General features: G+C 67.1%; 20 protein-coding genes and 1 riboswitch. Of the genes, 7 read left to right on the forward strand and 13 right to left on the reverse strand.

The genetic code is table 11. From position 1 onward, the window contains the following. Positions 1-27: 27 nt before the first annotated feature. From AC1DKN_RS08800 to AC1DKN_RS08825, 6 genes are all read right to left on the reverse strand, one after another. Positions 28-1290 (reverse strand): acyl-CoA dehydrogenase family protein, encoded by a 1263-nt coding sequence (locus AC1DKN_RS08800; protein ID WP_476860041.1) that lies wholly within the window; start codon positions 1288-1290, stop codon positions 28-30. 27 nt (positions 1291-1317) lie between these two features. Then, positions 1318-2187, reverse strand: coding sequence for a MetQ/NlpA family ABC transporter substrate-binding protein (locus AC1DKN_RS08805; protein ID WP_476871042.1), 870 nt, complete (start codon positions 2185-2187; stop codon positions 1318-1320). A gap of 32 nt (positions 2188-2219) precedes the next feature. Then, positions 2220-3662: an LLM class flavin-dependent oxidoreductase gene (locus AC1DKN_RS08810; RefSeq protein WP_476871043.1), complete on the reverse strand. Its 1443-nt coding sequence runs from the start codon at positions 3660-3662 to the stop codon at positions 2220-2222. Positions 3663-3708: 46 nt separating this feature from the next. Next, positions 3709-4374: a methionine ABC transporter permease gene (locus AC1DKN_RS08815; protein ID WP_018776122.1), complete on the reverse strand. Its 666-nt coding sequence runs from the start codon at positions 4372-4374 to the stop codon at positions 3709-3711. Continuing rightward, positions 4367-5176, reverse strand: a complete 810-nt coding sequence (locus AC1DKN_RS08820; protein WP_476871044.1) for a methionine ABC transporter ATP-binding protein — start codon at positions 5174-5176, stop codon at positions 4367-4369. Before AC1DKN_RS08820 ends, AC1DKN_RS08815 begins: the two co-directional genes overlap by 8 nt. A gap of 139 nt (positions 5177-5315) precedes the next feature. Continuing rightward, positions 5316-5406: riboswitch (SAM riboswitch) on the reverse strand. A 97-nt stretch (positions 5407-5503) separates the two neighbouring features. Then, complete coding sequence (locus tag AC1DKN_RS08825) at positions 5504-5929, reverse strand: CoA-binding protein (protein WP_476871045.1); 426 nt, start codon at positions 5927-5929, stop codon at positions 5504-5506. 307 nt (positions 5930-6236) lie between these two features. On the opposite strand from AC1DKN_RS08825, the gene acs reads away from it, so the two are divergent. The 4 genes from acs to AC1DKN_RS08845 are packed head-to-tail and all read left to right on the forward strand — an operon-like array spanning position 6237 to position 11515. Next, a complete protein-coding gene (gene acs / locus AC1DKN_RS08830) occupies positions 6237-8462 on the forward strand; it encodes an acetate--CoA ligase (RefSeq protein ID WP_476871046.1) in 2226 nt (741 codons plus the stop codon). A 10-nt stretch (positions 8463-8472) separates the two neighbouring features. Further along, complete coding sequence (sfnG, locus tag AC1DKN_RS08835) at positions 8473-9681, forward strand: dimethylsulfone monooxygenase SfnG (protein ID WP_476857654.1); 1209 nt, start codon at positions 8473-8475, stop codon at positions 9679-9681. Further along, positions 9681-11021: an O-acetylhomoserine aminocarboxypropyltransferase/cysteine synthase family protein gene (locus tag AC1DKN_RS08840; protein ID WP_476857653.1), complete on the forward strand. Its 1341-nt coding sequence runs from the start codon at positions 9681-9683 to the stop codon at positions 11019-11021. Before sfnG ends, AC1DKN_RS08840 begins: the two co-directional genes overlap by 1 nt. Beyond that, entirely contained in the window at positions 11021-11515 is a 495-nt protein-coding gene (locus AC1DKN_RS08845; protein WP_230011882.1) for a CoA-binding protein, read from the forward strand. Before AC1DKN_RS08840 ends, AC1DKN_RS08845 begins: the two co-directional genes overlap by 1 nt. 144 nt (positions 11516-11659) lie before the next feature. On the opposite strand, the gene AC1DKN_RS08850 is transcribed toward AC1DKN_RS08845, so the two are convergent. The 4 genes from AC1DKN_RS08850 to AC1DKN_RS08865 all read right to left on the reverse strand — a co-directional run bounded on the left by AC1DKN_RS08850 (position 11660) and on the right by AC1DKN_RS08865 (position 14992). Then, positions 11660-12472: a hypothetical protein gene (locus tag AC1DKN_RS08850; protein WP_476871047.1), complete on the reverse strand. Its 813-nt coding sequence runs from the start codon at positions 12470-12472 to the stop codon at positions 11660-11662. Next, a complete protein-coding gene (locus AC1DKN_RS08855) occupies positions 12469-13017 on the reverse strand; it encodes an RNA polymerase sigma factor (protein ID WP_476871048.1) in 549 nt (182 codons plus the stop codon). The genes AC1DKN_RS08850 and AC1DKN_RS08855 overlap by 4 nt, the downstream gene beginning before the upstream one ends. A gap of 130 nt (positions 13018-13147) precedes the next feature. Then, positions 13148-13648, reverse strand: a complete 501-nt coding sequence (locus tag AC1DKN_RS08860; RefSeq protein ID WP_476871049.1) for a hypothetical protein — start codon at positions 13646-13648, stop codon at positions 13148-13150. A 333-nt stretch (positions 13649-13981) separates the two neighbouring features. Then, positions 13982-14992: a 1-aminocyclopropane-1-carboxylate deaminase gene (locus AC1DKN_RS08865; protein WP_476857650.1), complete on the reverse strand. Its 1011-nt coding sequence runs from the start codon at positions 14990-14992 to the stop codon at positions 13982-13984. Between the two features lie 105 nt (positions 14993-15097). On the opposite strand from AC1DKN_RS08865, the gene AC1DKN_RS08870 reads away from it, so the two are divergent. After that, the gene (locus AC1DKN_RS08870; RefSeq protein ID WP_230009254.1) at positions 15098-15760 is read left to right on the forward strand and encodes a GntR family transcriptional regulator; all 663 of its coding nucleotides are present in this window, start codon (positions 15098-15100) and stop codon (positions 15758-15760) included. 151 nt (positions 15761-15911) lie between these two features. Here AC1DKN_RS08870 and AC1DKN_RS08875 read toward each other — a convergent pair whose 3' ends face one another. Then, a complete protein-coding gene (locus tag AC1DKN_RS08875; protein ID WP_018776133.1) occupies positions 15912-17201 on the reverse strand; it encodes an adenylosuccinate synthase in 1290 nt (429 codons plus the stop codon). 400 nt (positions 17202-17601) lie between these two features. On the opposite strand from AC1DKN_RS08875, the gene AC1DKN_RS08880 reads away from it, so the two are divergent. Beyond that, positions 17602-18810, forward strand: coding sequence for a cobalamin-independent methionine synthase II family protein (locus AC1DKN_RS08880; protein ID WP_476857648.1), 1209 nt, complete (start codon positions 17602-17604; stop codon positions 18808-18810). A 185-nt stretch (positions 18811-18995) separates the two neighbouring features. Continuing rightward, positions 18996-19628 carry a uracil-DNA glycosylase family protein gene (locus AC1DKN_RS08885; RefSeq protein WP_028277428.1) on the forward strand — a complete coding sequence of 211 codons (633 nt, stop codon included), beginning with the start codon at positions 18996-18998 and terminating at the stop codon, positions 19626-19628. A 176-nt stretch (positions 19629-19804) separates the two neighbouring features. Here AC1DKN_RS08885 and AC1DKN_RS08890 read toward each other — a convergent pair whose 3' ends face one another. Together AC1DKN_RS08890 and fbaA are read right to left on the reverse strand one after the other, a co-directional pair. Then, the gene (locus AC1DKN_RS08890) at positions 19805-20230 is read right to left on the reverse strand and encodes a DUF3151 domain-containing protein (RefSeq protein ID WP_476850490.1); all 426 of its coding nucleotides are present in this window, start codon (positions 20228-20230) and stop codon (positions 19805-19807) included. A gap of 2 nt (positions 20231-20232) precedes the next feature. Continuing rightward, on the reverse strand, positions 20233-21252 hold the full coding sequence (gene fbaA, locus AC1DKN_RS08895; protein ID WP_476871050.1) for a class II fructose-bisphosphate aldolase: 1020 nt from the start codon (positions 21250-21252) through the stop codon (positions 20233-20235). Positions 21253-21386 lie beyond the last annotated feature (134 nt).

Consider the following 21386-nt stretch of genomic DNA (forward strand, 5'->3'; position numbering starts at 1 on the left):
GTGCGGGCTATCCGGCTGCGGCCTGCCTCACCCTGCCTGCGCGGCGGTGCGGGCGTCGCCGATGCTGTGCAGCCCTTCCGGGCTGGTGCCGTTGACTTCGTAGTCGCCCACGGTGCGGGCCTTGAACACGGCGGGGTTGTGGGTGGAAACGGTCCTGGCGTTGCGCCAGTGCCGGTCCAGCGATTTCGACTTCGACGTGGCGGACGCCCCGGTGACGTCGAAGAGCTGCTGGGCCGCGGACTGGACGAGTTCGGGCACCAGAAGCTGCGCCTTTTCCACCGCGATCTCGCCGCGGACGTAGCGTTGTTCCGGGGTGAGATCCAGGTTCTGGTCCGCGCCGGCGTCGAGCTCCCGGGCGGCGGCCAGCACCACGGATTCCGCCGCGAAGACCTTGGCCGAGAGCTGGCCGATGAGCTGCAGGATCAGCGGGTCGTGGCGGAACAGTTCGCCGGAGCCGGTGTTGAAGGTGCGCTTGCGGTCGCGGACCAGCGCCCTCGCGTCGGCCATTGCCGCCCGGCCGATGCCCGCCAGGACGGCGAGCAGGACCAGCTGGAAGAAGGCCGGCTCGTGCGTGGTGGATTCCGAGCGCCGGATGATGTTGGTGTCCGGCACCACGGCGTCACGGAAAATCGTGGTGCCGGTGCCGGTCAGCTGCTGGCCGAACCCGTCCCAGTCGTCGAGGATTTCCACTCCGGGCTGGGTGGTGCTGACCACGGCGTACTGCCGGCCCTCCACGCCCGCGGTGCTGGCCATGACGGCAATCCACTCGGCGAAGATGGTGCCGGTGGTGTAGTACTTCCTGCCGTTCAAGAGCCAGTCCCCGCCGTGGCGGGTCAGCTTGGTTCCGGTGGTGCCGAGGACATTGCCGGATTTCTCCGTGGCGGCGTTTCCAAAGATCTCGCCGGCCACCACTTTCGGGTACCAGCGGTTCCGGAAGTCCTCGGATTCCAGGCCGACGGTTTCCACGAACGCGAAGTGCGAGCGGTAGAGGTGGGCCACGGAGGAATCCGCCTCGGCGAGTTCGATGAGCAGCCGGAAGAAGGGCTCAAAGCCGATGCCGTCGCCCCCGTGTTCCGTGGGCACCCGCAGCCGGCCGAAGCCTTCCTCGTTCAGCCAGCGGACCTGTTCGAAGGGCAGGACCCTGTCCTGCTCGCGGGCCAGCGCGTCCTCCGCGATCCGGGCAAACACGGGCCGGAAACGCTGCGCCAGCCTCTCGTAGGCGGCTTCGGCCGACGGCGCTGATGGTGCTGAATGTGCTGCGGGGGCTGTGGTCTCTGGTGCGTAGGACATGCGTTCCCTTGGTTGCTGGTGGCCGGGCTAGAGCTTGGCGGCGTCGGCGGCGGGGTCCCGGTCCCAGGGGGTGGGCAGGATGCCCTTCTGGTAGCTGGCAAACCAGGCCTTGACCTCCGGTGACTGGAAGGCGGCCTTAAGGGCCGCGGCCTTCTCCGACCCGGCAAAATCCTTCCGCCCGGCAACCACGATCCGGAACGGGACCTGGTCCGCATCCGTTTCGAAGGCCAGCGCGTCGTCCTTGCTGTGCCCGGCATCCGCGGCCATCCGGGCGACCAGGAAGCCGGCGTCGACATCGGGAAGGGTCTTGGCGAGGGACTGCTGGTCCACTTCCACGAACTGCAGCTTCTTCGGGTTGGCCGTGATGTTCTTTTGCGAGGTGTGGATCACGGTGGCGTCAGACAGCTCCAGCAGGCCGGCGTCGCGCAGCATGAACAGGGCACGGCCGTTGTTCGCCGGGTCCACGGGAATGCCGATCTTGGCGCCGTCCGGGAGCTCGTTCAGGGACTTGTACTTGTCAGACCAGATGCCGCCCGGGGCGCTGTAGACGTAGAACAGTCCCACGTTCTCCAGGCCCTTGTCCTGGTTGAACTGCTTCAGGTAGGCGTTGTGCTGGAAGAAGTTGGCGTCGAATTCGCCGTTGGCCACGGCCAGGTTGGGCTGGATGATGTCCGTGACGTACGTGGGCTCCAGGGTCCAGCCCTGGGCCGCGAGCAGCTTCTGGGCCAGCTTGGTCGGTTCCTGGTACGGGGCGGACTCGGTGACGATAATCTTGATCGTCTTGCCGCCGCTGGCGCCGGCACCGCCGGGGTTGGTGAGGCCGCAGCCGGTCAGTGCCGCGGCGGAGACAGCACCGGCACCGGCGAGGGCATATTTGAGGAAATTTCTACGCTGCATGGTCTTGGTCCTTTGTGGTGGTTCGCGCTGGGCTATGACTGGGCGGTAACGCTGGCGGGCTGGTTTTCGGCCGCCGCGGAGAATTCGGTGAAGGCTCCCCGGAAGGCCGCGGCGGGGTGCCGTCCGTTGAGCCGTGGCCCGGCGCCGAAGAGCTTCTCGCGCAGGGTTCCCGGCGCGTAGCCGGTCTGGGCGAGGCCGCGGCTGCGCAGTTCCGGCAGCACACCGTCGATGAAGTCGGTGTAGGAGCCGGGGATGGTCTGGTTGATGATGTTGATGCCGTCGATTCCGGCGTCCTGCCACTGCTCGAGACGGTCGGCAATCTGGTCCGGCGTTCCCACCACCCGGTTGGCCCGGCTGCGGTAGAGCGCAATGTCGCGGAGGGTGGGGTTGCCGCCGCGGACGGAGGCGCGGATAGCCGTGAGATGTCCCTGGCTGCCTTCCGTTTCAAGGTCCCCGAGCGGGGTGTCCAGCGGCAGGCCGCCGAGGTCGACGCCGAACCCGCCGCCCACGTGGGCCAGCAGGGCTTCAATGTCCAGGCTGTCCTCGAGCTCGTCGGCTTTGCGGTTCGCCTCGGCTTCGGTGCCGCCCACCACGAAGTGCATGCCCTGGAGGAACTTCACGTCATCCGGATGGCGGCCGGCGGCAACGGCCTGTTCCCGGACGGCCGCGGTGTACTTCGCGGCCACCTCGGTGCTCGGCGCGAGTGTGAAGGTGGCCTCGGCGTTGGCGGCGCAGAACTGCTGGCCGCGGCCGGAGCTCCCGGCCTGGAAAAGCACCGGGGTGCGTTGCGGTGAAGGGGCCGCGAGGTGGGGTCCGTCGATCGAGTACCGGGGCCCGCGGTGGTAGATCTTGCTGACTTTCTCCGGGTCCGCGTGGACCCCGGTCGCCTTGTCCCGGAGCAGCGCGTCGTCTTCCCAGGATCCTTCCCACAATTTGTAGGCGGCCTCGACGTATTCGTCCGCCCAGTCGTAGCGTTCGTCATGCTTGGTCAGCTCGGTGGCGTTGAAGTTCCGGTGCGCGTTTTCCAGCACGCTGGTGACGATGTTCCAGGCCACGCGGCCGCCGCTGATGTGGTCCAGCGTGGACATTTGCCGGGCGAACTGGAACGGATGGCTTTGAATCACCGACGACGTCGCGGCCAGCCCGATCTCCCGCGTTCCCGTGGCGAGCGCGGACAGCAGGATGAGGGGGTCGTTGGACGGCACCTGCAGGCCCTTTTTCAGCAGCGATGCCCACCCGCCGTCGTAGTCGCCGTAGAGACCGACGACGTCGGCGAAGAAGATCGCGTCAAACTTGGCGCCTTCGAGCTGGCGGGCCAGGTCGATCCAGAGCTGGAGTTCGTTGAACCGGTGCTGCTGGGCTTCCGGGCGCCGCCACTGGCCGCCCATGATGTGGCTGGACGTGTTCATCACGAAGGCGCTGATCAGCAGGCGCGGGCGGGGTCCGTCGAAACGGGTACTGGGCGTTGAAGTCATGGGGTGCTTTCCGCTGTGGGAGGTGGGACGAGGGTGCTGCCGGCGCTCAGAGGCGCTTGTCCAGGCGCCGGGCAACATAGGATCCGCCCAGCTGAACGATGGTGACCAGCAGGATCATCAGGACAATGGCGGTGATCATGAGCGGCGTTTCGTAGCGGTAATAGCCGTACCGGATGGCGAAGTCGCCGATTCCGCCGCCGCCCACCAGTCCGGCCATCGCCGAGTAGGAGATGAAGCTGACGGTCATGATGGTGATGGAGCTGACGAGTCCGGGCTTCGCCTCCACAATCAGGACGTCCCGGACGATCTGGGACCGGCTGGCGCCCATGGACCGTGCCGCTTCGACCACTCCGCCGCCGAGCTGGCTCAGGTTCTGTTCCACGAAGCGGGCGAAATACGGAATGGCGTTGAGGGTCAGCGGGACAATGACGGCGGCCGTGCCGATGGTCGTGCCGACAATGAACCTGGTCACGGGAATGATCGCGATCAGCAGGATCAGGAACGGGAACGAGCGGAGCAGGTTGACCAGCCCGTCCAGGACCCGGTGCAGCTTTGGCCTGTGCTTGAGCCCGTTGGGACCGATGGTGTAGAGCAGGACACCCAGCGGTGTCCCGAGCAGCACCGCCAGCGGGATGGCCACCAGCAGCATGGTGAGGGTCTGTCCCATGGCGACGCCGATTTCGGGCAGGACTTCCAGGATGCGGTCAAACATTGATCAGGCCCTCCGACGCGGCTGTGGTGTGGGTGCCCCTCCCGGAGCGGTCCAGCTGGATCTCATCGGAGACCAGGTAGCGGCCGATCGACGTCGCCGGGTGGAAACCGGGGCGCTGGAGTTCGGCGAGGTCGAGCTGCTCCACCACCCGGCCTTCTTCCATGACCGCGACGTTGTCCGCGATGGCCTTGATGACATTCATCTCGTGGGTGACCACCACGATTGTGATGCCGAATTCGGCGTTGACGTCGGCCAGGTATTGCAGGACCGATGACGTCGTCCGGGGATCCACGGCCGACGTCGGCTCGTCACAGAGCAGCACTTTGGGCCCGGTGGCAAGGGCGCGGGCGATCGCCACCCGCTGTTTCTGGCCCCCGGAGAGTTTGGCCGGATACGTTCCCGCTTTGTCGGCGAGGTCCACGATTTCCAGGGTTTCGGCGGCCCGCCGCCGGCGTTCCGCCTTCCCGACGCCGGCGAACTTCAGGGACAGCTCCACATTTTCCTGGGCTGTGAGGTTGTTGAGGAGATTGAAGTGCTGGAAAATCATGCCGATGTCATGCCGCTTGGTCCGGAGCTCGGCGTCGGACAGGGTCACCAGGTCCACGCCGTCCACCAGGACGCGGCCCGACGTCGGGCGCTCGAGGAGGTTGATGTTGCGCAGCAGCGTGGATTTGCCGGCGCCGGAGAACCCGATGATGCCCTGGATGGTGCCCCGCCTGATGTGCAGGCTGACGTCATCGACGGCCGTGAAAGGTCCCGCGGCCGAACCGAATGACGTGCTGACGTTCTGGATCTCGATCACAGGCCCCCACCTGCTCGGGGCCGCGGCGCTGCCGCTGTCTGCGTGTTCATGATTTCCTCCGGGCTCGCCCGAGGAAAGCCCTGGGTCCTGGCTTCCGGGCAGCGCTGAGCGAAGCCGGGGAGCCTCAGAACACAGTGGTTCTCCATCGGTCCTGGCGGTAGCACCGTCCTCAAAGGAGGGGGTTGCTGCGGCGTCACGGAGCCAGATCTCTCAGCCGCTCGGGATGGTTACGAGTCCATCTCACACGGCAGGAGGCCGGATACAGAAAAAGCCGGTCACATTTTGTAACCGACTCTTCCCGATCTGTTGATCGTCATTCCCGGGCCGTTAGATGCCCACGCGCCAGCCTTCGCGGGCGGGGCACGCGTTCACGACGACGTCCAGCCCGGCGGCCCTGGCCCGGTCCGTCGCGGCGTCGTCGAAGACGCCCAGCTGCAGCCAGACGGCCTTGGCGCCTACTGCGATGGCCTCGTCTATGACTGCGCCCACCCTGTGGGAGTTGACGAAGCAGTCCACGACGTCGATCGGGTGCTTCTCCGCCGGGATGTCAGACAGGGAACGGTACCCCTTCTCGCCGTGGACATCGTCGCCCGGAAGGTTGACCGGAATGATGGTCATGCCCATCCGGTCCCGGACATAGAGGGAGACCTCATACGCCGAGCGCCATTCGTTGGTGGTGAGGCCGACCACCGCCCACGTGCCTTTGGTTCGCATGAGGCGGTCAATGACTGCCGGATCGTTAACATGGGCCATGCATCAACCTTACTCCTGCGACCTTTCCGGGCAATTGTCGAATAAATGAATGATTTGGGTCGGACCCACGCCGGGTGAACGAATATTACGGCGCTCCCGGACGCCGATTTTGCGGAATCGTGCATCTGAAGTTCTAGTAGGTAGTGACCATCCCGAGCGGCCGAGAGACCTGGATCGATGACGCCGCAGCAACCCCCCGGTGACGTGGGACGACCATTCCCACGCCACCGCTCCGCCCTCCTTCGGTGAAATTCGAGGGAGCCGGAGCAACCAAGGGTGCTACTGCCAGGACCGATGGAGTGCAGCAATGACCCCTGAGAATTCTTCCGCTCTGCCCACCTTTGCCCGGCCTGCGTCCGAGGCATTCCCCCAAACCACTTCGGACGCGACGGCGAACGAAGCAGGGCTGCGTGACGCGCCCGGCTCCTCTCGCGGCTCTTCGGGATGGTCCCTGAACGAGTCCACGGACGGCGCAGTGCACGGCGTCCCCGCCGATGGGCCGGCGCGTCACCGCAGCACCACCTTCGGAAACCACCTTCCCCGGCACGGCGGCGCCGCGACCGCGGGAACTGTCCAGGCAGAGACGGTTGCGTTCTGGGAAACCCAGGCTCTCCGCCTCGACTGGGCGGACCTGCCCGGCGGCGCGACGGAGCAAACCAAGCCCTGGCACACCGCGCACCGCCGGGTCCCGGCCGACGTCGAGGCCGGCACCGGACCGCAGATCACCTGGTTCGAAGGGGGCAGGCTCAATGTCGCCTACAACTGCGTCGACCGCCACGTAGCGGCGGGGCGCGGAGACAAGGTGGCCCTGCACTTTGAGGGCGAGCCCGGCGACCGCCGTGCCGTCACCTACGCCGGACTCCAGCGCGAGGTCTCCAAAGCCGCAAATGCCCTCCTGGATCTCGGCATCACCAAGGGCGACCGGGTGGTCATCTACCTCCCCGTCATCCCCGAAACCGTGATCATCACCCTCGCAGTGGCCCGGATCGGTGCCATCCATTCCCTGGTCTTCGGCGGATTCTCCGCCGAGGCCCTGAAGTTCCGGGTGGAGGACACCGGCGCCAAGCTCCTGGTCACCACCGACGGCCAGTTCCGCCGCGGCACCGCCGTACCGGTCAAGGACAACGCGGACGCCGCCGTCTCCGGCGACAACGCCATCGAACACGTCCTGGTGGTCAACCGGACCACTCCCGCGGACGAGCTGGACACCGTCCCGATGACCGCCGGCCGCGATGTGTGGTGGCACGACGCCGTCGGCACCGCCTCCGAGACTCACGAAGCCGAGGCGTTCGACGCCGAGACGCCGCTGTTCATCATGTACACCTCCGGCACCACCGGCAAGCCCAAGGGGCTGGTCCACACCTCCGGCGGCTACCTCACACAGGCGTCATGGAGCTTCGAGCACCTGTTCAGCAACCCCGACCCCGCGCTGCGGGAGAAGGACGTGCACTGGTGCACGGCCGACCTCGCCTGGGTCACCGCGCACACCTATGAGCTCTACGGCCCGCTCTCCAACGGCGCCACGCAGGTCATCTTCGAGGGCACGCCCAACACCCCGCACCCGGGCCGGCACTTTGAGATCATCGAACGCTACGCGGTCACGCAGTATTACACCGCGCCCACCCTGGTCCGCTCCCTCATGGGCTGGTTCCCGGACGGCGTCCCGGACACGTACGACCTCTCCTCTATCCGTCTTCTCGGCACGGTAGGCGAGGCCATCAACCCCGAGGCCTGGCGCTGGTTCCGGACCAACATCGGCGCCGGCACCGCCCCCGTGGTGGACACGTGGTGGCAGTCCGAAACCGGCGCCACCATCCTCTCCCCGGCACCGACGGACGCCGCGTTCAAGCCCGGCTGCGCGGCCCGCCCGCTGCCCGGCGTCAGCACGCGCATCGTGGACGACGCCGGCAACACGGTGCCGCCCGGCGTCCAGGGTTTCATCGTGGTGGACTCCCCCGGCCCGGCGATCGCCCGGACGGTCTGGGGCAACCCGCGCCGCTACTTCGATTCGTACTGGCGCCAATACGCCGAGCAGGGCTGGTTCCTCGCCGGTGACGGCGCCAAGTATGACGACGACGGCGACATCTGGATCCTCGGGCGGGTGGACGACACCCTCAACGTCTCCGGACACCTGCTCTCCACCATCGAGGTCGAATCGGCGCTCGTCACCCACCCGGACGTGGTGGAGGCCGGCGTCTGCCCGGTCGCGGACCCAAAGACCGGCCACGCGATCGTCGCGTTCGTGGTGCTGAAGGATTCGGCGGCCACCCCCGACATCCAGGGTGTGCTGAAGGCGCACGTCGCGAAGCAGATCGGGCCGATCGCCAAGCCGCGGGACGTCGTCGTCGTTCCCGACGTGCCGAAAACCCGCAGCGGCAAGATCATGCGCCGGCTGCTGACCCAGCTGTTCGAAGGCACAACGCTCGGCGACACCACCTCGCTGCAGAACGAACCATCCATCGCGGGCATCCAGGATGTGCTGCGCGACCGCGCCGCGGAAATCCTGGCACCAGCAAGCCCCACCCGGAAGTAAAGGAACACCCATGACTGAGATCAGCAACGTCGCCCGTCTTTCCGAACCGCTCAAGTTCGCCTACTGGGTCCCCAACGTCTCCGGCGGCCTGGTGGTATCCACCATCGAACAGCGCACCGGCTGGGACTTCGAATACAACAAGAAGCTGGCCAGGATCGCGGAGAACTCCGGCTTCGAATACGCCCTGACCCAGACCCGGTACGCCGCCTCCTACGGCGCGGACAAACAGCACGAGGCCACCTCGTTCAGCCTGGCGCTGCTGGCCGCCACCGAGCGCCTCAAGGTGATCTCCGCCGTCCATCCGGGCATGTGGCACCCCGGCGTGCTGGCGAAGTACATCATCACCGCGGACCACATCTCCAACGGCCGCGCCGCCGTGAACATCGTCTCCGGCTGGCTCAAGGACGAATTCACCAACTTCGGCCTCGAATGGCTCGAACACGACGAGCGCTACGTCCGCACCGAGGAATTCATCAAGGTCCTCCGCGGGCTCTGGACCGAGCAGGACTACAGCCAGTCCGGCAAGTACTACAACATCACCGACTTCACCCTGAACCCGGCACCGGTGGACGTGCCGGGCCGGGCGCACCCGGAGATCTTCTTCGGCGGCAACTCCACGGCCGCGCAGGCCACCGCCGGCCGGGTGGCTGACTGGTACTTCTCCAACGGCAAGGACCTCGACGGGTTCAAGGAGAACATCGCCGGCGTCGTGGCGGCGTCAGGTGCCGCCGGTCGCGGCACGGAAGGTGCCCTCCCCTCCCCCAAGTTCGGCCTCAACGGCTTCGTGATCGCCCGGGATTCCGAGAAGGAAGCCCGCGACACGCTCCGCGAGATCGTCGAGAAGGCGCACAAGCCCGCCGTCGAGGGGTTCCGCGCCGCCGTCCAGGAAGCCGGGGCGGCCACCAAGGACGGCAAGGGCATGTGGGCCGACTCGAGCTTCGAGGACCTGGTCCAGTACAACGACGGCTTCAAGACCCAGCTGATCGGCACCCCGGAACAGATCGCCGAGCGGATCGTGGAGTACAAGAAGATCGGCGTGAACCTGTTCCTGACCGGCTACCTCCACTTCCAGGAGGAAGTCGCCGCGTTCGGCCAGGACATCCTGCCGATCGTCCGCGAACTCGAGGCCGACCTCGCCCGCAAGAACGGCACCGAACTGGACCTGTCCCGGACCCCGGCGGCAAACGCCGGCACTACCAGCAAGCTGGTGAACGCGTAATGGCTGACCGCAAGTTCGGATTCCGCACCCGCGCGCTGCACGCCGGCGGCACCCCCGACGCCGAGCACGGCGCCCGCGCCGTGCCGATCTACCAGACCACCTCCTTCGTGTTCAAGGACACCCAGGACGCCGCGAACCTCTTCGCGCTGCAGAAATACGGCAACATCTATTCCCGGATCGGCAACCCCACCGTGGCCGCGTTCGAGGAGCGCATCGCCTCCCTGGAGGGCGGAATCGGCGCCGTGGCGACGTCGTCGGGCATGGCGGCGGAGTTCATCACCTTTGCCGCGCTGACCCAGGCCGGGGACCACATCGTGGCCGCCTCCCAGCTCTACGGCGGCACGGTGACCCAGCTGGACGTCACGCTGCGCCGCTTCGGCGTGGACACCACATTCGTCGCCGGCACCGACCCGGCGGACTACGCCGCCGCAGTCCGGGAAAACACGAAGGCGATCTTCGTGGAGGTGGTGGCCAACCCGTCCTCGGAGGTCCAGGACCTTGCGGCCCTCGCCAAGGTGGCGCACGACGCCGGCGTCCCGCTCGTCGTCGACGCCACCCTGAGCACGCCCTACCTCGTGCGGCCGATCGAGCACGGGGCGGACATCGTGATCCACTCGGCCACCAAATTCCTCGGCGGCCACGGCACCACCCTCGGCGGCGTGATCGTCGAAAGCGGCCGCTTCGACTGGGGCAACGGCAACTTCCCGACCATGACCGAGCCCGTGGCCTCCTACGGCAACGTCTCCTGGTGGGGGAACTTCGGCGAGTACGGGTTCCTCACCAAGCTGCGCTGCGAACAGCTGCGCGACATCGGACCCGCACTGTCCCCACAGTCGGCGTTCCAGCTGCTGCAGGGCGTGGAGACGCTCCCCCAGCGCCTCGACGAGCACCTGAAGAACGCCCAGGCCGTGGCCGAATGGCTCGAAGCGGACGAGCGCGTGGCCTACGTGAACTTCTCCGGCCTGCCCTCGCACCCGCACTTCGAGCGGGCGCAGAAGTACCTGCCGCTGGGTCCGGGCTCGGTGTTCTCCTTCGGCGTCAAGGGCGGCCGGGCCGCCGGGCAGAAGTTCATCGAGTCCCTGCAGCTGGCCTCACACCTGGCCAATGTGGGCGACTCCCGGACCCTGGTCATCCACCCCGGGTCCACCACCCACCAGCAACTGAGCCCCGAACAGCTCGAGGCGGCAGGTGTCCCCGAGGACCTGGTCCGCATCTCCGTGGGCCTCGAGGACATCGATGACATCCTCTGGGACCTGGACCAGGCACTGGACGCCGCCTCGGAAGCAGCAGCCCCGGATGCATCCGCAGAGGCTGAAGCCTGCACGATCGGAGCGAACTGATGAGTGTTGAAGAACGGACCTGGACCGGCCCCTCGGCGCCGGAGCGCCTGAACCTGCTGCGGCAGGCGAAGTCGATCGCGATTGTGGGCGCATCGGACAAGCCCTCGCGCGCGAGCTATTTCGTGGCCACCTATCTGCAGTCCTCCACCCGGTACAAGGTCTATTTCGTGAACCCGGTGGTGAAGGAAATCCTGGGTCAGCCGACGTATCCGTCGCTCGCGGACCTGCCGGAAAGCCCGGACATTGTGGACGTGTTCCGCAAGCACGGCGACTTGCCCGGCGTCCTGGACGAGGCCATTGCCGCCGGCGCCAAGACCCTCTGGCTGCAACTGGGCTCCTGGCACGAGGACGTTGCCAAGGAGGCCGAGGCCGCCGGACTCGACGTCGTGATGGACCGCTGCGTGAAGATTGAGCATGCCCGGTTCCACGGCGGCCTGCACCTTGCCGGATTCGACACCGGCGTCATCTCTTCGAAGCGGCAGGTCCTGGCCTAAACAGCAGGAACAGCCCAACTCGAGCCGCCGCGAACCACCCCCCCGCCAACCAACCCGTTGCGCTATCACTTTGGGTCGTTCTGAGCGCTCAGAACAGCCCTAAGTGATAGCGCAACCGGGTTAACAAAGTGCTTTAAGGGCGGCTTATGGCTGGCCGGGCGCCTTGGTCGGAACGACGCCCGGCAGGGTTGGCGTGATGTGGCCCGGAACGCGCGGCAGATCCTTGCCTGCGTTTCCGCCGCCGCCCGGAAGGTCGGGTGATCCGGGCAGCCCCGGCGCTCCGGGCCGCTGCCCGGGGGTCGGCAGGATGCCGTCGCGGCCGACGGCGGGCGGCGTGGCGGGGGGCGCGTGTCCGGCCGCCGGGGCGCCCGGGGCGCTGGAGCTGCTGGGCGTCGATGCTCCGGACGGGTCAGCACCGGGCGTGCCGGGCGCGCCGTGACCCGGCGTGGCGACAGGCGCGGGAAGGGCGGGGATGGTGGACGGCGAGGGCTGGACATGCTCGGGGGCCGGTGCGCCGCCGTGGCCCGGAGTCTGGAAGATGACCCCGACGGTGTGGCTGACGCTGTGCCGGAAGTCCTCGCTGGATGCCGCCACGGCGCCGGCACCAAGGGTCATGGCACCCACGACGGCGCCACCGACGATTGCCAGCCGGCGCTTCCGGCCGCGGCGCTCGGCCAGGCTGGTGACCCCGGCCGGCAGCGATTCATCGGCATCATTCTTCGCGGACACGACGGTGGGCAGCGCCGTCGTCGTGGCTGTGTCAGGGGCGGCGGCAAGACCGGTTGCTCCGGCCGCGAGCAGGGCCGCGAGGTCGGCGCGGGGCGCGGGAGCGGCATCCGGGACCACGGCGCGGAGCTGTTCCAGCGCGCTCCGAAGCTCGGCCGCGGATTCGAGGCCGGAATCGCCCAGCATCGCCTGGATGGTGCCATCCTGCTGGGGGTCGCGGGTGCCGGTCATGATGCTGCGTGGTCCTTTTCGGTTACGAGTTCGCGCAGGGCACTGAGCCCGCGGCGCTGAAGCTGCTTGATGGCACCCGGCGTCTTGTCCATGATGCCGGCCACCTGTTCGATGGAAAGGTCCGCGACGATCCGCAGGACCAGAACTTCGCGCTGCTCCTCATTGAGCCTCGCGAGGGTGTCCGAGATACCGCCCAGGGATCCGAGCGCTTCGTCCTCGGCGGATGCCGAGTACCGGGCGTCGTTCAGGGGATCGTATTCGGCCAAATGCGGAGTGCGTTCTGCCCGCCTCCTGTAGTCGACCAGCCGCGCGTGGGCGACGGAGAAAATGAAGGTCCTCAGACCTGCGTGACCGCCGCTGACGCCGGCCAGCTTTGGCAGGACGTCTACGAACACATCCTGGGTCAGGGCCTCGGCGTCGTCCACGCCCCGGGCCCGGAAGTAGCCCAGCACGGCCGGGGAAATAACCGCGTACACCGCGCTGAAACCTGAAGGGTCACCAGCTAAGGCGGCTGACAATTCGTCATCGCTTAGCTGCTGTGCCAAGAGGCTGTCCTTCCGTTACTGCTGGGGTGCGGCCCCCGCAAGTCTAGCGGCCGCACCCCGGAGCCCTCCAAAGTGAGGGCTACCTCCTTGCTTTCAGACCCGTGCCGGGTCCAGGCTAAACAGCCGAAATTTACTTGTCGTGCTGGGGCAGCTCGACCGACGGCTGGGCCGGAACAGCCGGGGTTGCCGGAATAGCGGGGGTTGCCGGAACGCCCTTGGCACCGGGGACGGCCGGTGTCGCCGGGGTGGCCGGAACTGCGGCGTGGATGTTGGCGTTGGCGCGTGCCTCGCCGGCAGCACCCTTGACGCTGGCGTCGCCCTTGACGGTGGCTCCGTCCTTTGCGTCGGCGGAACCGTCGACGGCACCCTCGGTGCCGTCCACGTCGGCTTCGGCGTCGCCCTTGGCCTTGCCGTCAGTCGACGGCGCGGCCGGAACTGCGGGGACGGCCGGCTTTGCCGGGAGCGTAGGCGTGGCCGGGACAGCCGGCGTGGCGGGCGTAGCGTGGCTCACTTCAGCCTGCTCGGTGCCGGACATCTGAGCGGCATTGGCCAGTCCGATGCCGGAGAAACCTCCGACTGCCAGAATGGCGGCGCCGACAGCGATCTTGGTGGTCTTGCTAACACTCTTCATTACAGACGTACATCCTTTGTTTTTTTGGTTTGAAGGCGGGCTGAGGCCTCATGGGGGCAGTTGACAGCCCGCTCTCGCCAGAAAAGGCTGGCCGGCGCCCATGGGGGCAGGCGCCGGCCGGCACTTACGGTGGAAGGCCAGCCGGTGTCTGGTGGGGGGTCCAAGACTCCGGCGGCGCTTACAAAGGAGTAATCGCTGGGCGGGCCCGAAAGGTTACGCACCAATCGGAAATTTCTTGATTTCTTTTTTGAGCCGGCGCTGCAGGGGCTTAACGACGACGGTGGGCCCCCGCCAGGGAACCCGTCGCCGCAGGAGCTTAACGACGACGCCGCGTCAGGACCGGAAGAGCCCGCTGTAGGCATTCAGGGCGACCTGGCCGCCGAGGTGGGCGTAGAGGACATTGCTGCCGGCCGGAATTTCCCGGCTTTTCACAAGGTCGATTAGCCCGGCTAGGGACTTGCCCTCGTAGACGGGGTCGGTGATCATGGCCTCGAGCGAGGCGCCCAGGCGGATGGCCTCCAGGGTGGAATCGACGGGAATCCCATAGAGGTCCCCGGCCCAGCCCTCCATGACGTTGATTTCCTCGTCCCGGAGTTCCCTGCCCAGGCCGATCAGCTCGGCGGTGTTCCGGGCGATGCGTTCCACCTGGTCACGGGTCTTCGCCAGGGTTGCCGACGCGTCGATGCCGATCACGCGGCGCGGTTTGTCCTGGCCGGCAAAACCTGCGATCATCCCGGCGTGGGTGGAGCCCGTGACGGTGCAGACGACAATCGTGTCGAAAAAGATGCCGAGCTCGCGCTCCTGCTCTTCCACCTCGTAGGCCCAGTTGGCGAAGCCCAGACCGCCCAGCCTGTGGTCTGACCCGCCGGCCGGGATCGCGTAGGGCTTGCCGCCGGCGGCCTTGACCTCTTCGATGGCGGTTTCCCAGCTGCTGCGGATGCCGATGTCGAAGCCCGCACTGTCCAGCCGCACGTCGGCGCCCATGATCCGCGAGAGCAGGATGTTGCCTACCCGGTCGGACAACGGATCGGGCCAGTCGACCCAGTTTTCCTGGACCAGGCGTGCTTTGAGACCGAGCTTCGCGGCCACCGCCGCGACCTGGCGGGTGTGGTTGGACTGGTAGCCGCCAATCGAGACGAGGGTGTCCGCACCCTGGGCCAAGGCCTCCGGGACGAAGTACTCCAGCTTGCGCGTCTTGTTGCCGCCAAACGCGAGGCCGCTGTTGACGTCCTCGCGTTTCGCCCAGATCTGCGCCCCGCCCAGGTGTGCGCTGAGCCGCGGCAGCGGATGGATGGGGCTCGGGCCAAACGTCAGGGGGTAGCGTTCGAAATCGGTGATGGCCATCGTCGGTCCTTCGCTCGCGGTGGGAAACGGTCACAGCAAATATGCAATATATTGCATTGTCGGATACGGGCTCCGGAAGGGCAAGAGGGATATACGATATGTTGCATGCCCGTACCCTCGCTCGCCGGAGTCCACAAGCGGCCGCTGCTGCGGGACAACGTCTTTGAATCGATCCGTAACGCGATCGTCGACGGCACCTTCGAGCCCGGCGAACGGCTGAAGGACGCCGAACTGGAAGCGTGGCTCGGCGTGAGCCGGACACCCATCCGCGAGGCGCTGCTGCGGCTGGAACGCGCCGGCCTGGTGGTTGCGCTGCCGGGCAAGGCGACCATCGTGGCCCCCTGCGACCCGGCGTCGACGCTCAGCACGCAGCAGGTGGTGGCGGGACTGCACGAGCTGGCCGCACGCCTGGCGGTCCCGCTCCTGGCGGAGGAGCACCTCGCCGCCATGGCCGGGGCCAACGCGCGCTTCGAACAGGCCCTGCAGGCGGCGGAGGTCGAGTCGGCACTGCGGGCCGATGACGATTTCCACGCCGTCTTTGTCACGGTCAGCGGCAACCCGGTGCTCCGGGAACTCCTGGAACAAACCACCCCCGTCCTGCGCCGGGTGGAGCGGATGCGTTTCGGCTCCTTTGCCGCCCGGGAATCGGTGGCTCAGCACGCTGAAATCATCCGGCTCGCCCGCCTTGGCGACGCCGAGGCGGCCGCCAGGGCGTGCCGGGAGAACTGGCTCTCGCTGCGGTTCACATCCGCGGAAGACCCCGCTTAGGACCGTTGTGGTCCCGCCTGCGCCAGGCGTGACTGCTGCCTTAACTGCGACGGCTGCGGCCTTAACCGCGACGGCGGCGGCCCGCCCCTGCAAGGGCGACCCGCCGCCGTCGTACGCCGGTTGGTGACACGTCAGTCGGTGCCGGCCAGTGTCAGTCGTTGATGAGGTCGTTGACCACGATCGTCTGGTCGCGGTCCGGGCCGACGCCGATCGCGGAGAACCGCGTGCCGGAGAGCTTTTCCAGGGCCAGGACGTAGTTCCGGGCGTTCTCCGGCAGGTCCTCCAGGGTACGGGCGCCGGTGATGTCCTCGGTCCAGCCTTCGAAGTATTCGAAGATCGGCTTGGCGTGGTGGAACTCGGTCTGGGTCATGGGCATTTCGTCGTGCCGCACGCCGTCGACGTCGTAGGCCACGCAGACCGGGATCTGTTCGATGCCCGTCAGCACGTCCAGCTTGGTGACGAAGTAGTCCGTGAAGCCGTTGACGCGGGAGGCGTGGCGTGCCAGCACGGCGTCGTACCAGCCGCAGCGGCGGGGACGGCCGGTGTTGACGCCGAACTCGCCGCCGGTCTTCTGCAGGTACATGCCCATCTCATCGAACAGTTCCGTCGGGAACGGCCCTGCGCCCACGCGGGTGGTGTAGGCCTTGATGATGCCGATGGAACGCGAGATCCGGGTGGGGCCGATGCCGGAGCCCACGGAGGCGCCGCCCGCGGTCGGGTTCGAGGACGTCACGAAGGGGTAGGTGCCGTGGTCAACGTCCAGGAAGGTGGCCTGGCCGCCCTCCATGAGGACCACCTTGCCCTCGTCCAGGGCGGTGTTCAGGACGTAGGTGCTGTCGATGACCAGCGGGCGGAGGCGCTCGGCGAAGGACAGGAAGTACTCCACGATCTCGTCCACCTCGATGTCCCGGCGGTTGTAGACCTTGACCAGGAGCTCGTTCTTCTGGCGCAGCGAACCCTCTACCTTCTGGCGCAGGATCGAGGCGTCAAAGACGTCCTGGACGCGGATGCCGAGGCGGGCCACCTTGTCCATGTAGGCCGGGCCGATCCCGCGGCCGGTGGTGCCGATGGCGCGGCTGCCGAGGAACCGCTCGGTGACCTTGTCCAGGACCTGGTGGTAGGGCGCCACGAGGTGCGCGTTGGCGGAGACGCGCAGCTTGGAGGTGTCCGCGCCGCGGGCCTCCAGTCCGTCGATCTCCTGGAACAGGGCTTCCAGGTTCACCACGCAGCCGTTGCCGATGATCGGAATCGCGTTCGGGCTCAGGATGCCGGCCGGAAGGAGCTTGAGCTCATACTTCTCACCGCCTACGACGACGGTGTGCCCGGCGTTGTTGCCGCCGTTGGGCTTGACGACATAGTCGACGCGGCCGCCAAGCAGGTCAGTGGCCTTACCTTTGCCTTCGTCGCCCCATTGGGCTCCGACGATCACGATTGCTGGCATGGGATCCTCCCCCATTCGTTCGGGCCGAACTGCGTTTAGTGACCAGGCGGTCACCGCAGTTCAGCGCCGTTCATGAGAATGCCCCGAATCTATCGCTGTGTTCGTATCCAACGCCAGAGTTCCGGGGCTCTTACCACCCAAGTTTAGCCGAAATCGGTGCCCGGCATCGCTTTGGGTCCTTGCTTGGACGCGCCGCCTAGGTGGTGAACGCCAGGGCGGCTTCCGCGAGGGGGGCCTCGCGTCCGCCGCGGCGGACGCGCCGTTCTTTTTTCCTGGCGTTCGTCGTAGCTGCCTCATCCACCAGCTCAGGCCCGACACATAGCGGGCACCACTTGCGGGACGGCGCGAGGTGGAATTGAGTGGGAGTGAGAATCCCGAGCGGCCGAAAGGAATCCGCGCCATGCCCCGGACCACTGACCACATCCGTGTGACCCATGCCGGCTCATTGCCCCGCACGCCGGAGCTGATCGCCGCAAACGAGGCCAAGGAAACCGACGGCATCACGCCCGAATTCCTGGACCTGCTCGAAACCTCGGTAGTGGACGTCGTCCAGCGCCAGAAGGAGCTGGGCATCGACATCCCCAATGACGGCGAGTACGGGCACACGATGTCCAGCTCCGTGGACTACGGCGCCTGGTGGAATTACTCCTTCTCACGGCTCGGCGGCCTGGAACCGACCGACGTGGACCGCTGGGCCGACGCCACGGTGCACCGCTCCTCGCCCGGCCACATCGTCCTGACCTCCTTCCCGGACCGCCGGGACCGGCAGAAGTTCGATGACGCCTACAACGACCCCTCCTCCGGGATCCTGGCCCACCGCAAGGCCGTCACGCAGCCCAAGGTCGCCGGGCCACTGACGTACACGGGCCAGGAGCTCGTGGCCTCGGACGTTGCCAACCTCAAGACCGGACTGGCCGCGGCCGGGCTCGCCGAGGGGTTCATCGCTTCCCTCTCGCCCGGTTCGTGCGCCCGGGTGGCCAACGATTACTACGGCAGCGACGAGGAACTCCTCTACGCCTGCGCCGACGCGATGCGCGAGGAATACAAGGCCATCATCGACGCCGGCCTGACAGTCCAGCTCGACGACCCCTCCCTGGCCGAGAGCTGGGACCAGATCAACCCCGAGCCGAGCCTGGCGGACTACCTGAAGTTCATCCAACTCCGGGTCGAAGCAACGAACTGGGCGCTGCGCGGTCTTCCCCAGGAGCAGATCCGGCTGCATGTCTGCTGGGGTTCCTGGCACGGCCCGCACACCACGGACATCCCGTTCGCGGACATCGTCGACTCAGTCCTGCAGGTCAATGCCGGCGGCTACTCCTTCGAGGCGGCCAACGTCCGGCACGAGCACGAATGGCGCGTCTGGGAGGATGCGAAGCTTCCCGAGGGGAAGGTCATCATCCCCGGCGTCGTCTCACACGCCACCAACGTCGTGGAGCATCCGGATCTCGTGGCCGACCGGATCGTGCGCTTCGCCGAGCTCGTGGGACGTGAAAACGTGATTGCGTCCACCGATTGCGGCCTGGGCGGCAGGGTGCATCCCCAAATCGCGTACGCCAAGCTGGAGGCCCTCGGCGAAGGCGCACGCCGCGCCACCCAGCGGCTCTGGTAGCAGCACCGGGCCGGCGGGGTCCGGCCCGGCGCCGCATTTCGCGGGGCTTGATAGACTGATAAGGATCGACCAGGAATCGGTCCACACCACATTTTCAAACCACACCATTGCTCCGCATGCCCGTATTCGGCGCGCCTGCATCCGGTGTGGCAGCTTTGCCAATCCCGCAGGAGACCCAGCAACATATGACAGCCCTGGCCACCGAAAATTTCCGCGAAGAGCTTCTGAGCCGCCGGTACGAACCTAACGTCGCCCCCGTCAACGAGCTCCTTGACGTCCTCCAGGCAACCAAAGCTGGCACCGCTGTCCCCTACGTGGACCCCATGCACGACGTCGACGAGTGCCGGATCATCAGCCTGTACTCCAACATCGGCACCGCTGACGCGTCAGGCTTCATCACCGCCGGCGACGACGAAGCCGCCACCCGCATGCTGGGCATCCAGTGGAAACTCGGCCTGCGCCCCGAATTCGTCATGCCCTGGAACGTCCACCCGTGGCACGTCCCCGGCGAGCCGAACGGCAAGTTCACGCCGGACCAGATTTCCGCGGGCCTGAAGCCGCTGCTGAAGTTCCTGGCCCTCGTTCCCCGCGCCTCCGTGATCGTCGCCCACGGCACCGAGGCCAACCGCCTGGCCAACCTGCTGCTCAAGACCGAAGTGCCCATGATCTGGCGCCGCGGCCTGAAGACCTACAAGGTCCGCTCGCTCAGCGGCCGGGCGTTCGCCGGCACCCCGGCCCGGCAGGAAGAGTACCTGGCAGAGATGCACACCGCCTACGCGGACGCCATGGCCCGCACGGGCCTGGCCAAGGCAAGCTGACCCACGCACGCACAAACGACGGCGGGCTCCCACCTCAAGGTGGGAGCCCGCCGTCGCACGTTAACGCGTTAACACGTTAATCCGCCGCTTAAACCGCAACGCGGGGTCACTTACGGCCCATCCACCGTGGTGGGATGGACCGTAAGTGACCCCGCGTTGCGTCGTTTGGCGGCGCCTCAGCCCTCGGCTTCGATGGCCGCCTTCGCGCCGGGATCGGAATCCTTCAGGAACTTTTCGATCCGCTCCGGCTCCTCGGGCTCGCCGATCGCCGCGGACGCACGGCCAAGCGAGTAGAGGGAGCGCAGGAAGCCGCGGTTGGGTTCGTGCTCCCACGGGATCGGCCCGACGCCGCGCCACCCGTTGCGGCGCAGCGAATCCAGGCCGCGGTGGTAGCCGACCCGCGAGTACGCGTAGGAATCGATGGTGCGGCCCTCGTTCCAGGCCTCCTCGGCGAGGATGGCCCACAGGAGCGAGGAGGTGGGGTGCTTCGCCACGAGGTCCACGGCTTCCTGGCCGAGCGCGAGATGTTGGTAGATCTCGCTCTCGGCAGGCAGGAGCGTGGGCTCGGGACCCATCAGGTTTTTCCGGAACTCGTCGGACATGGCTAGAAGGTCTTGCCGGTGGAGCCCAGCTGCTGGGCGGCCTCGACCACGCGGGCGGCCAGGCCGGCCTCCGCCGAAGCGCCCCAGACACGGGGATCGTAGAGCTTCTTGTTGCCGACCTCGCCGTCGACCTTCAGCACGCCGTCGTAGTTGCGGAACATGTGGTCCACCACGGGGCGGGTGTAGGCGTACTGGGTGTCGGTGTCGATGTTCATCTTGATGACGCCGTAGGAGACGGCGTCCGCGATTTCCTTGTCCGAGGAGCCGGAGCCGCCGTGGAACACGAGGTCGAACGGGTTGGCCTTACCGATCTTGGCGCCGACCTGCTCCTGGATGTCCTTGAGGATCTCGGGGCGGAGCTTGACGCCGCCCGGCTTGTAGACGCCGTGCACGTTGCCGAAGGTCAGCGCCGTGATGTAGCGGCCGTTTTCGCCGGAACCGAGCGCGTCGATGGTGGCCAGGGCGTCCTCGACCGTGGTGTAGAGCTTGTCGTTGATGGCGTTCTCGACGCCGTCTTCCTCGCCGCCCACGGTGCCGATCTCGACCTCGAGGATCATCTTGGCGGCGGCGGTGCGCGCGAGCAGTTCACGGGCGATCCGCAGGTTTTCCTGCAGGGTCTCGGCGGAGCCGTCCCACATGTGCGAGTTGAAGAGGGGGTTGCGGCCTGCCTTGACCTCGGCCTCGGAGGCGGCGAGCAGCGGGAGCACAAAGCCGTCCAGCTTGTCCTTGGGGCAGTGGTCCGTGTGCAGGGCGACGTTCACGCCGTAGTTCTTCGCGACTTCGCGGGCGAACGCGGCAAAGCCGAGGGAGCCGGCAACCATGTCCTTGGTGGCGGCGCCGGACCAGTAAGCCGCGCCGCCGGTGGAGACCTGGACGATGCCGTCGGACTCGGCCTCGGCGAAGCCGCGCAGGGCGGCGTTCAGGGTCTGGGAGGACGTGACGTTGACCGCCGGGAAGGCGAAGCCGCCCGTCTTGGCACGGTCGATCATCTCGGAGTAGATCTCTGGGGTTGCAATGGGCATGCTGACTCCTAATGTGAATTTCGTCTACGGGCTGGTGATCCTGGAGGGAACCTCGTCGGCTAGGAACCATCCTAGCCATTCCTGCGCCGGGGCCGTGTCTCCGGTCACGTGGCCCCTGTAACACTCGCGGCCGG

The organism is Arthrobacter sp. 01N444 (genome assembly GCF_056399305.1).

What these genes read in the sequence shown, in the direction of transcription:
- AC1DKN_RS08800 (WP_476860041.1), bottom strand. Translation starts at nt 1,290, where the DNA reads ATGTCCTACGCACCAGAGACCACAGCCCCCGCAGCACATTCAGCACCA.
- AC1DKN_RS08805 (WP_476871042.1), bottom strand. Translation starts at nt 2,187, where the DNA reads ATGCAGCGTAGAAATTTCCTCAAATATGCCCTCGCCGGTGCCGGTGCT.
- AC1DKN_RS08810 (WP_476871043.1), bottom strand. Translation starts at nt 3,662, where the DNA reads ATGACTTCAACGCCCAGTACCCGTTTCGACGGACCCCGCCCGCGCCTG.
- AC1DKN_RS08815 (WP_018776122.1), bottom strand. Translation starts at nt 4,374, where the DNA reads ATGTTTGACCGCATCCTGGAAGTCCTGCCCGAAATCGGCGTCGCCATG.
- AC1DKN_RS08825 (WP_476871045.1), bottom strand. Translation starts at nt 5,929, where the DNA reads ATGGCCCATGTTAACGATCCGGCAGTCATTGACCGCCTCATGCGAACC.
- acs (WP_476871046.1), top strand. Translation starts at nt 6,237, where the DNA reads ATGACCCCTGAGAATTCTTCCGCTCTGCCCACCTTTGCCCGGCCTGCG.
- sfnG (WP_476857654.1), top strand. Translation starts at nt 8,473, where the DNA reads ATGACTGAGATCAGCAACGTCGCCCGTCTTTCCGAACCGCTCAAGTTC.
- AC1DKN_RS08840 (WP_476857653.1), top strand. Translation starts at nt 9,681, where the DNA reads ATGGCTGACCGCAAGTTCGGATTCCGCACCCGCGCGCTGCACGCCGGC.
- AC1DKN_RS08845 (WP_230011882.1), top strand. Translation starts at nt 11,021, where the DNA reads ATGAGTGTTGAAGAACGGACCTGGACCGGCCCCTCGGCGCCGGAGCGC.
- AC1DKN_RS08850 (WP_476871047.1), bottom strand. Translation starts at nt 12,472, where the DNA reads ATGACCGGCACCCGCGACCCCCAGCAGGATGGCACCATCCAGGCGATG.
- AC1DKN_RS08860 (WP_476871049.1), bottom strand. Translation starts at nt 13,648, where the DNA reads ATGAAGAGTGTTAGCAAGACCACCAAGATCGCTGTCGGCGCCGCCATT.
- AC1DKN_RS08865 (WP_476857650.1), bottom strand. Translation starts at nt 14,992, where the DNA reads ATGGCCATCACCGATTTCGAACGCTACCCCCTGACGTTTGGCCCGAGC.
- AC1DKN_RS08870 (WP_230009254.1), top strand. Translation starts at nt 15,098, where the DNA reads ATGCCCGTACCCTCGCTCGCCGGAGTCCACAAGCGGCCGCTGCTGCGG.
- AC1DKN_RS08875 (WP_018776133.1), bottom strand. Translation starts at nt 17,201, where the DNA reads ATGCCAGCAATCGTGATCGTCGGAGCCCAATGGGGCGACGAAGGCAAA.
- AC1DKN_RS08880 (WP_476857648.1), top strand. Translation starts at nt 17,602, where the DNA reads ATGCCCCGGACCACTGACCACATCCGTGTGACCCATGCCGGCTCATTG.
- AC1DKN_RS08885 (WP_028277428.1), top strand. Translation starts at nt 18,996, where the DNA reads ATGACAGCCCTGGCCACCGAAAATTTCCGCGAAGAGCTTCTGAGCCGC.
- AC1DKN_RS08890 (WP_476850490.1), bottom strand. Translation starts at nt 20,230, where the DNA reads ATGTCCGACGAGTTCCGGAAAAACCTGATGGGTCCCGAGCCCACGCTC.
- fbaA (WP_476871050.1), bottom strand. Translation starts at nt 21,252, where the DNA reads ATGCCCATTGCAACCCCAGAGATCTACTCCGAGATGATCGACCGTGCC.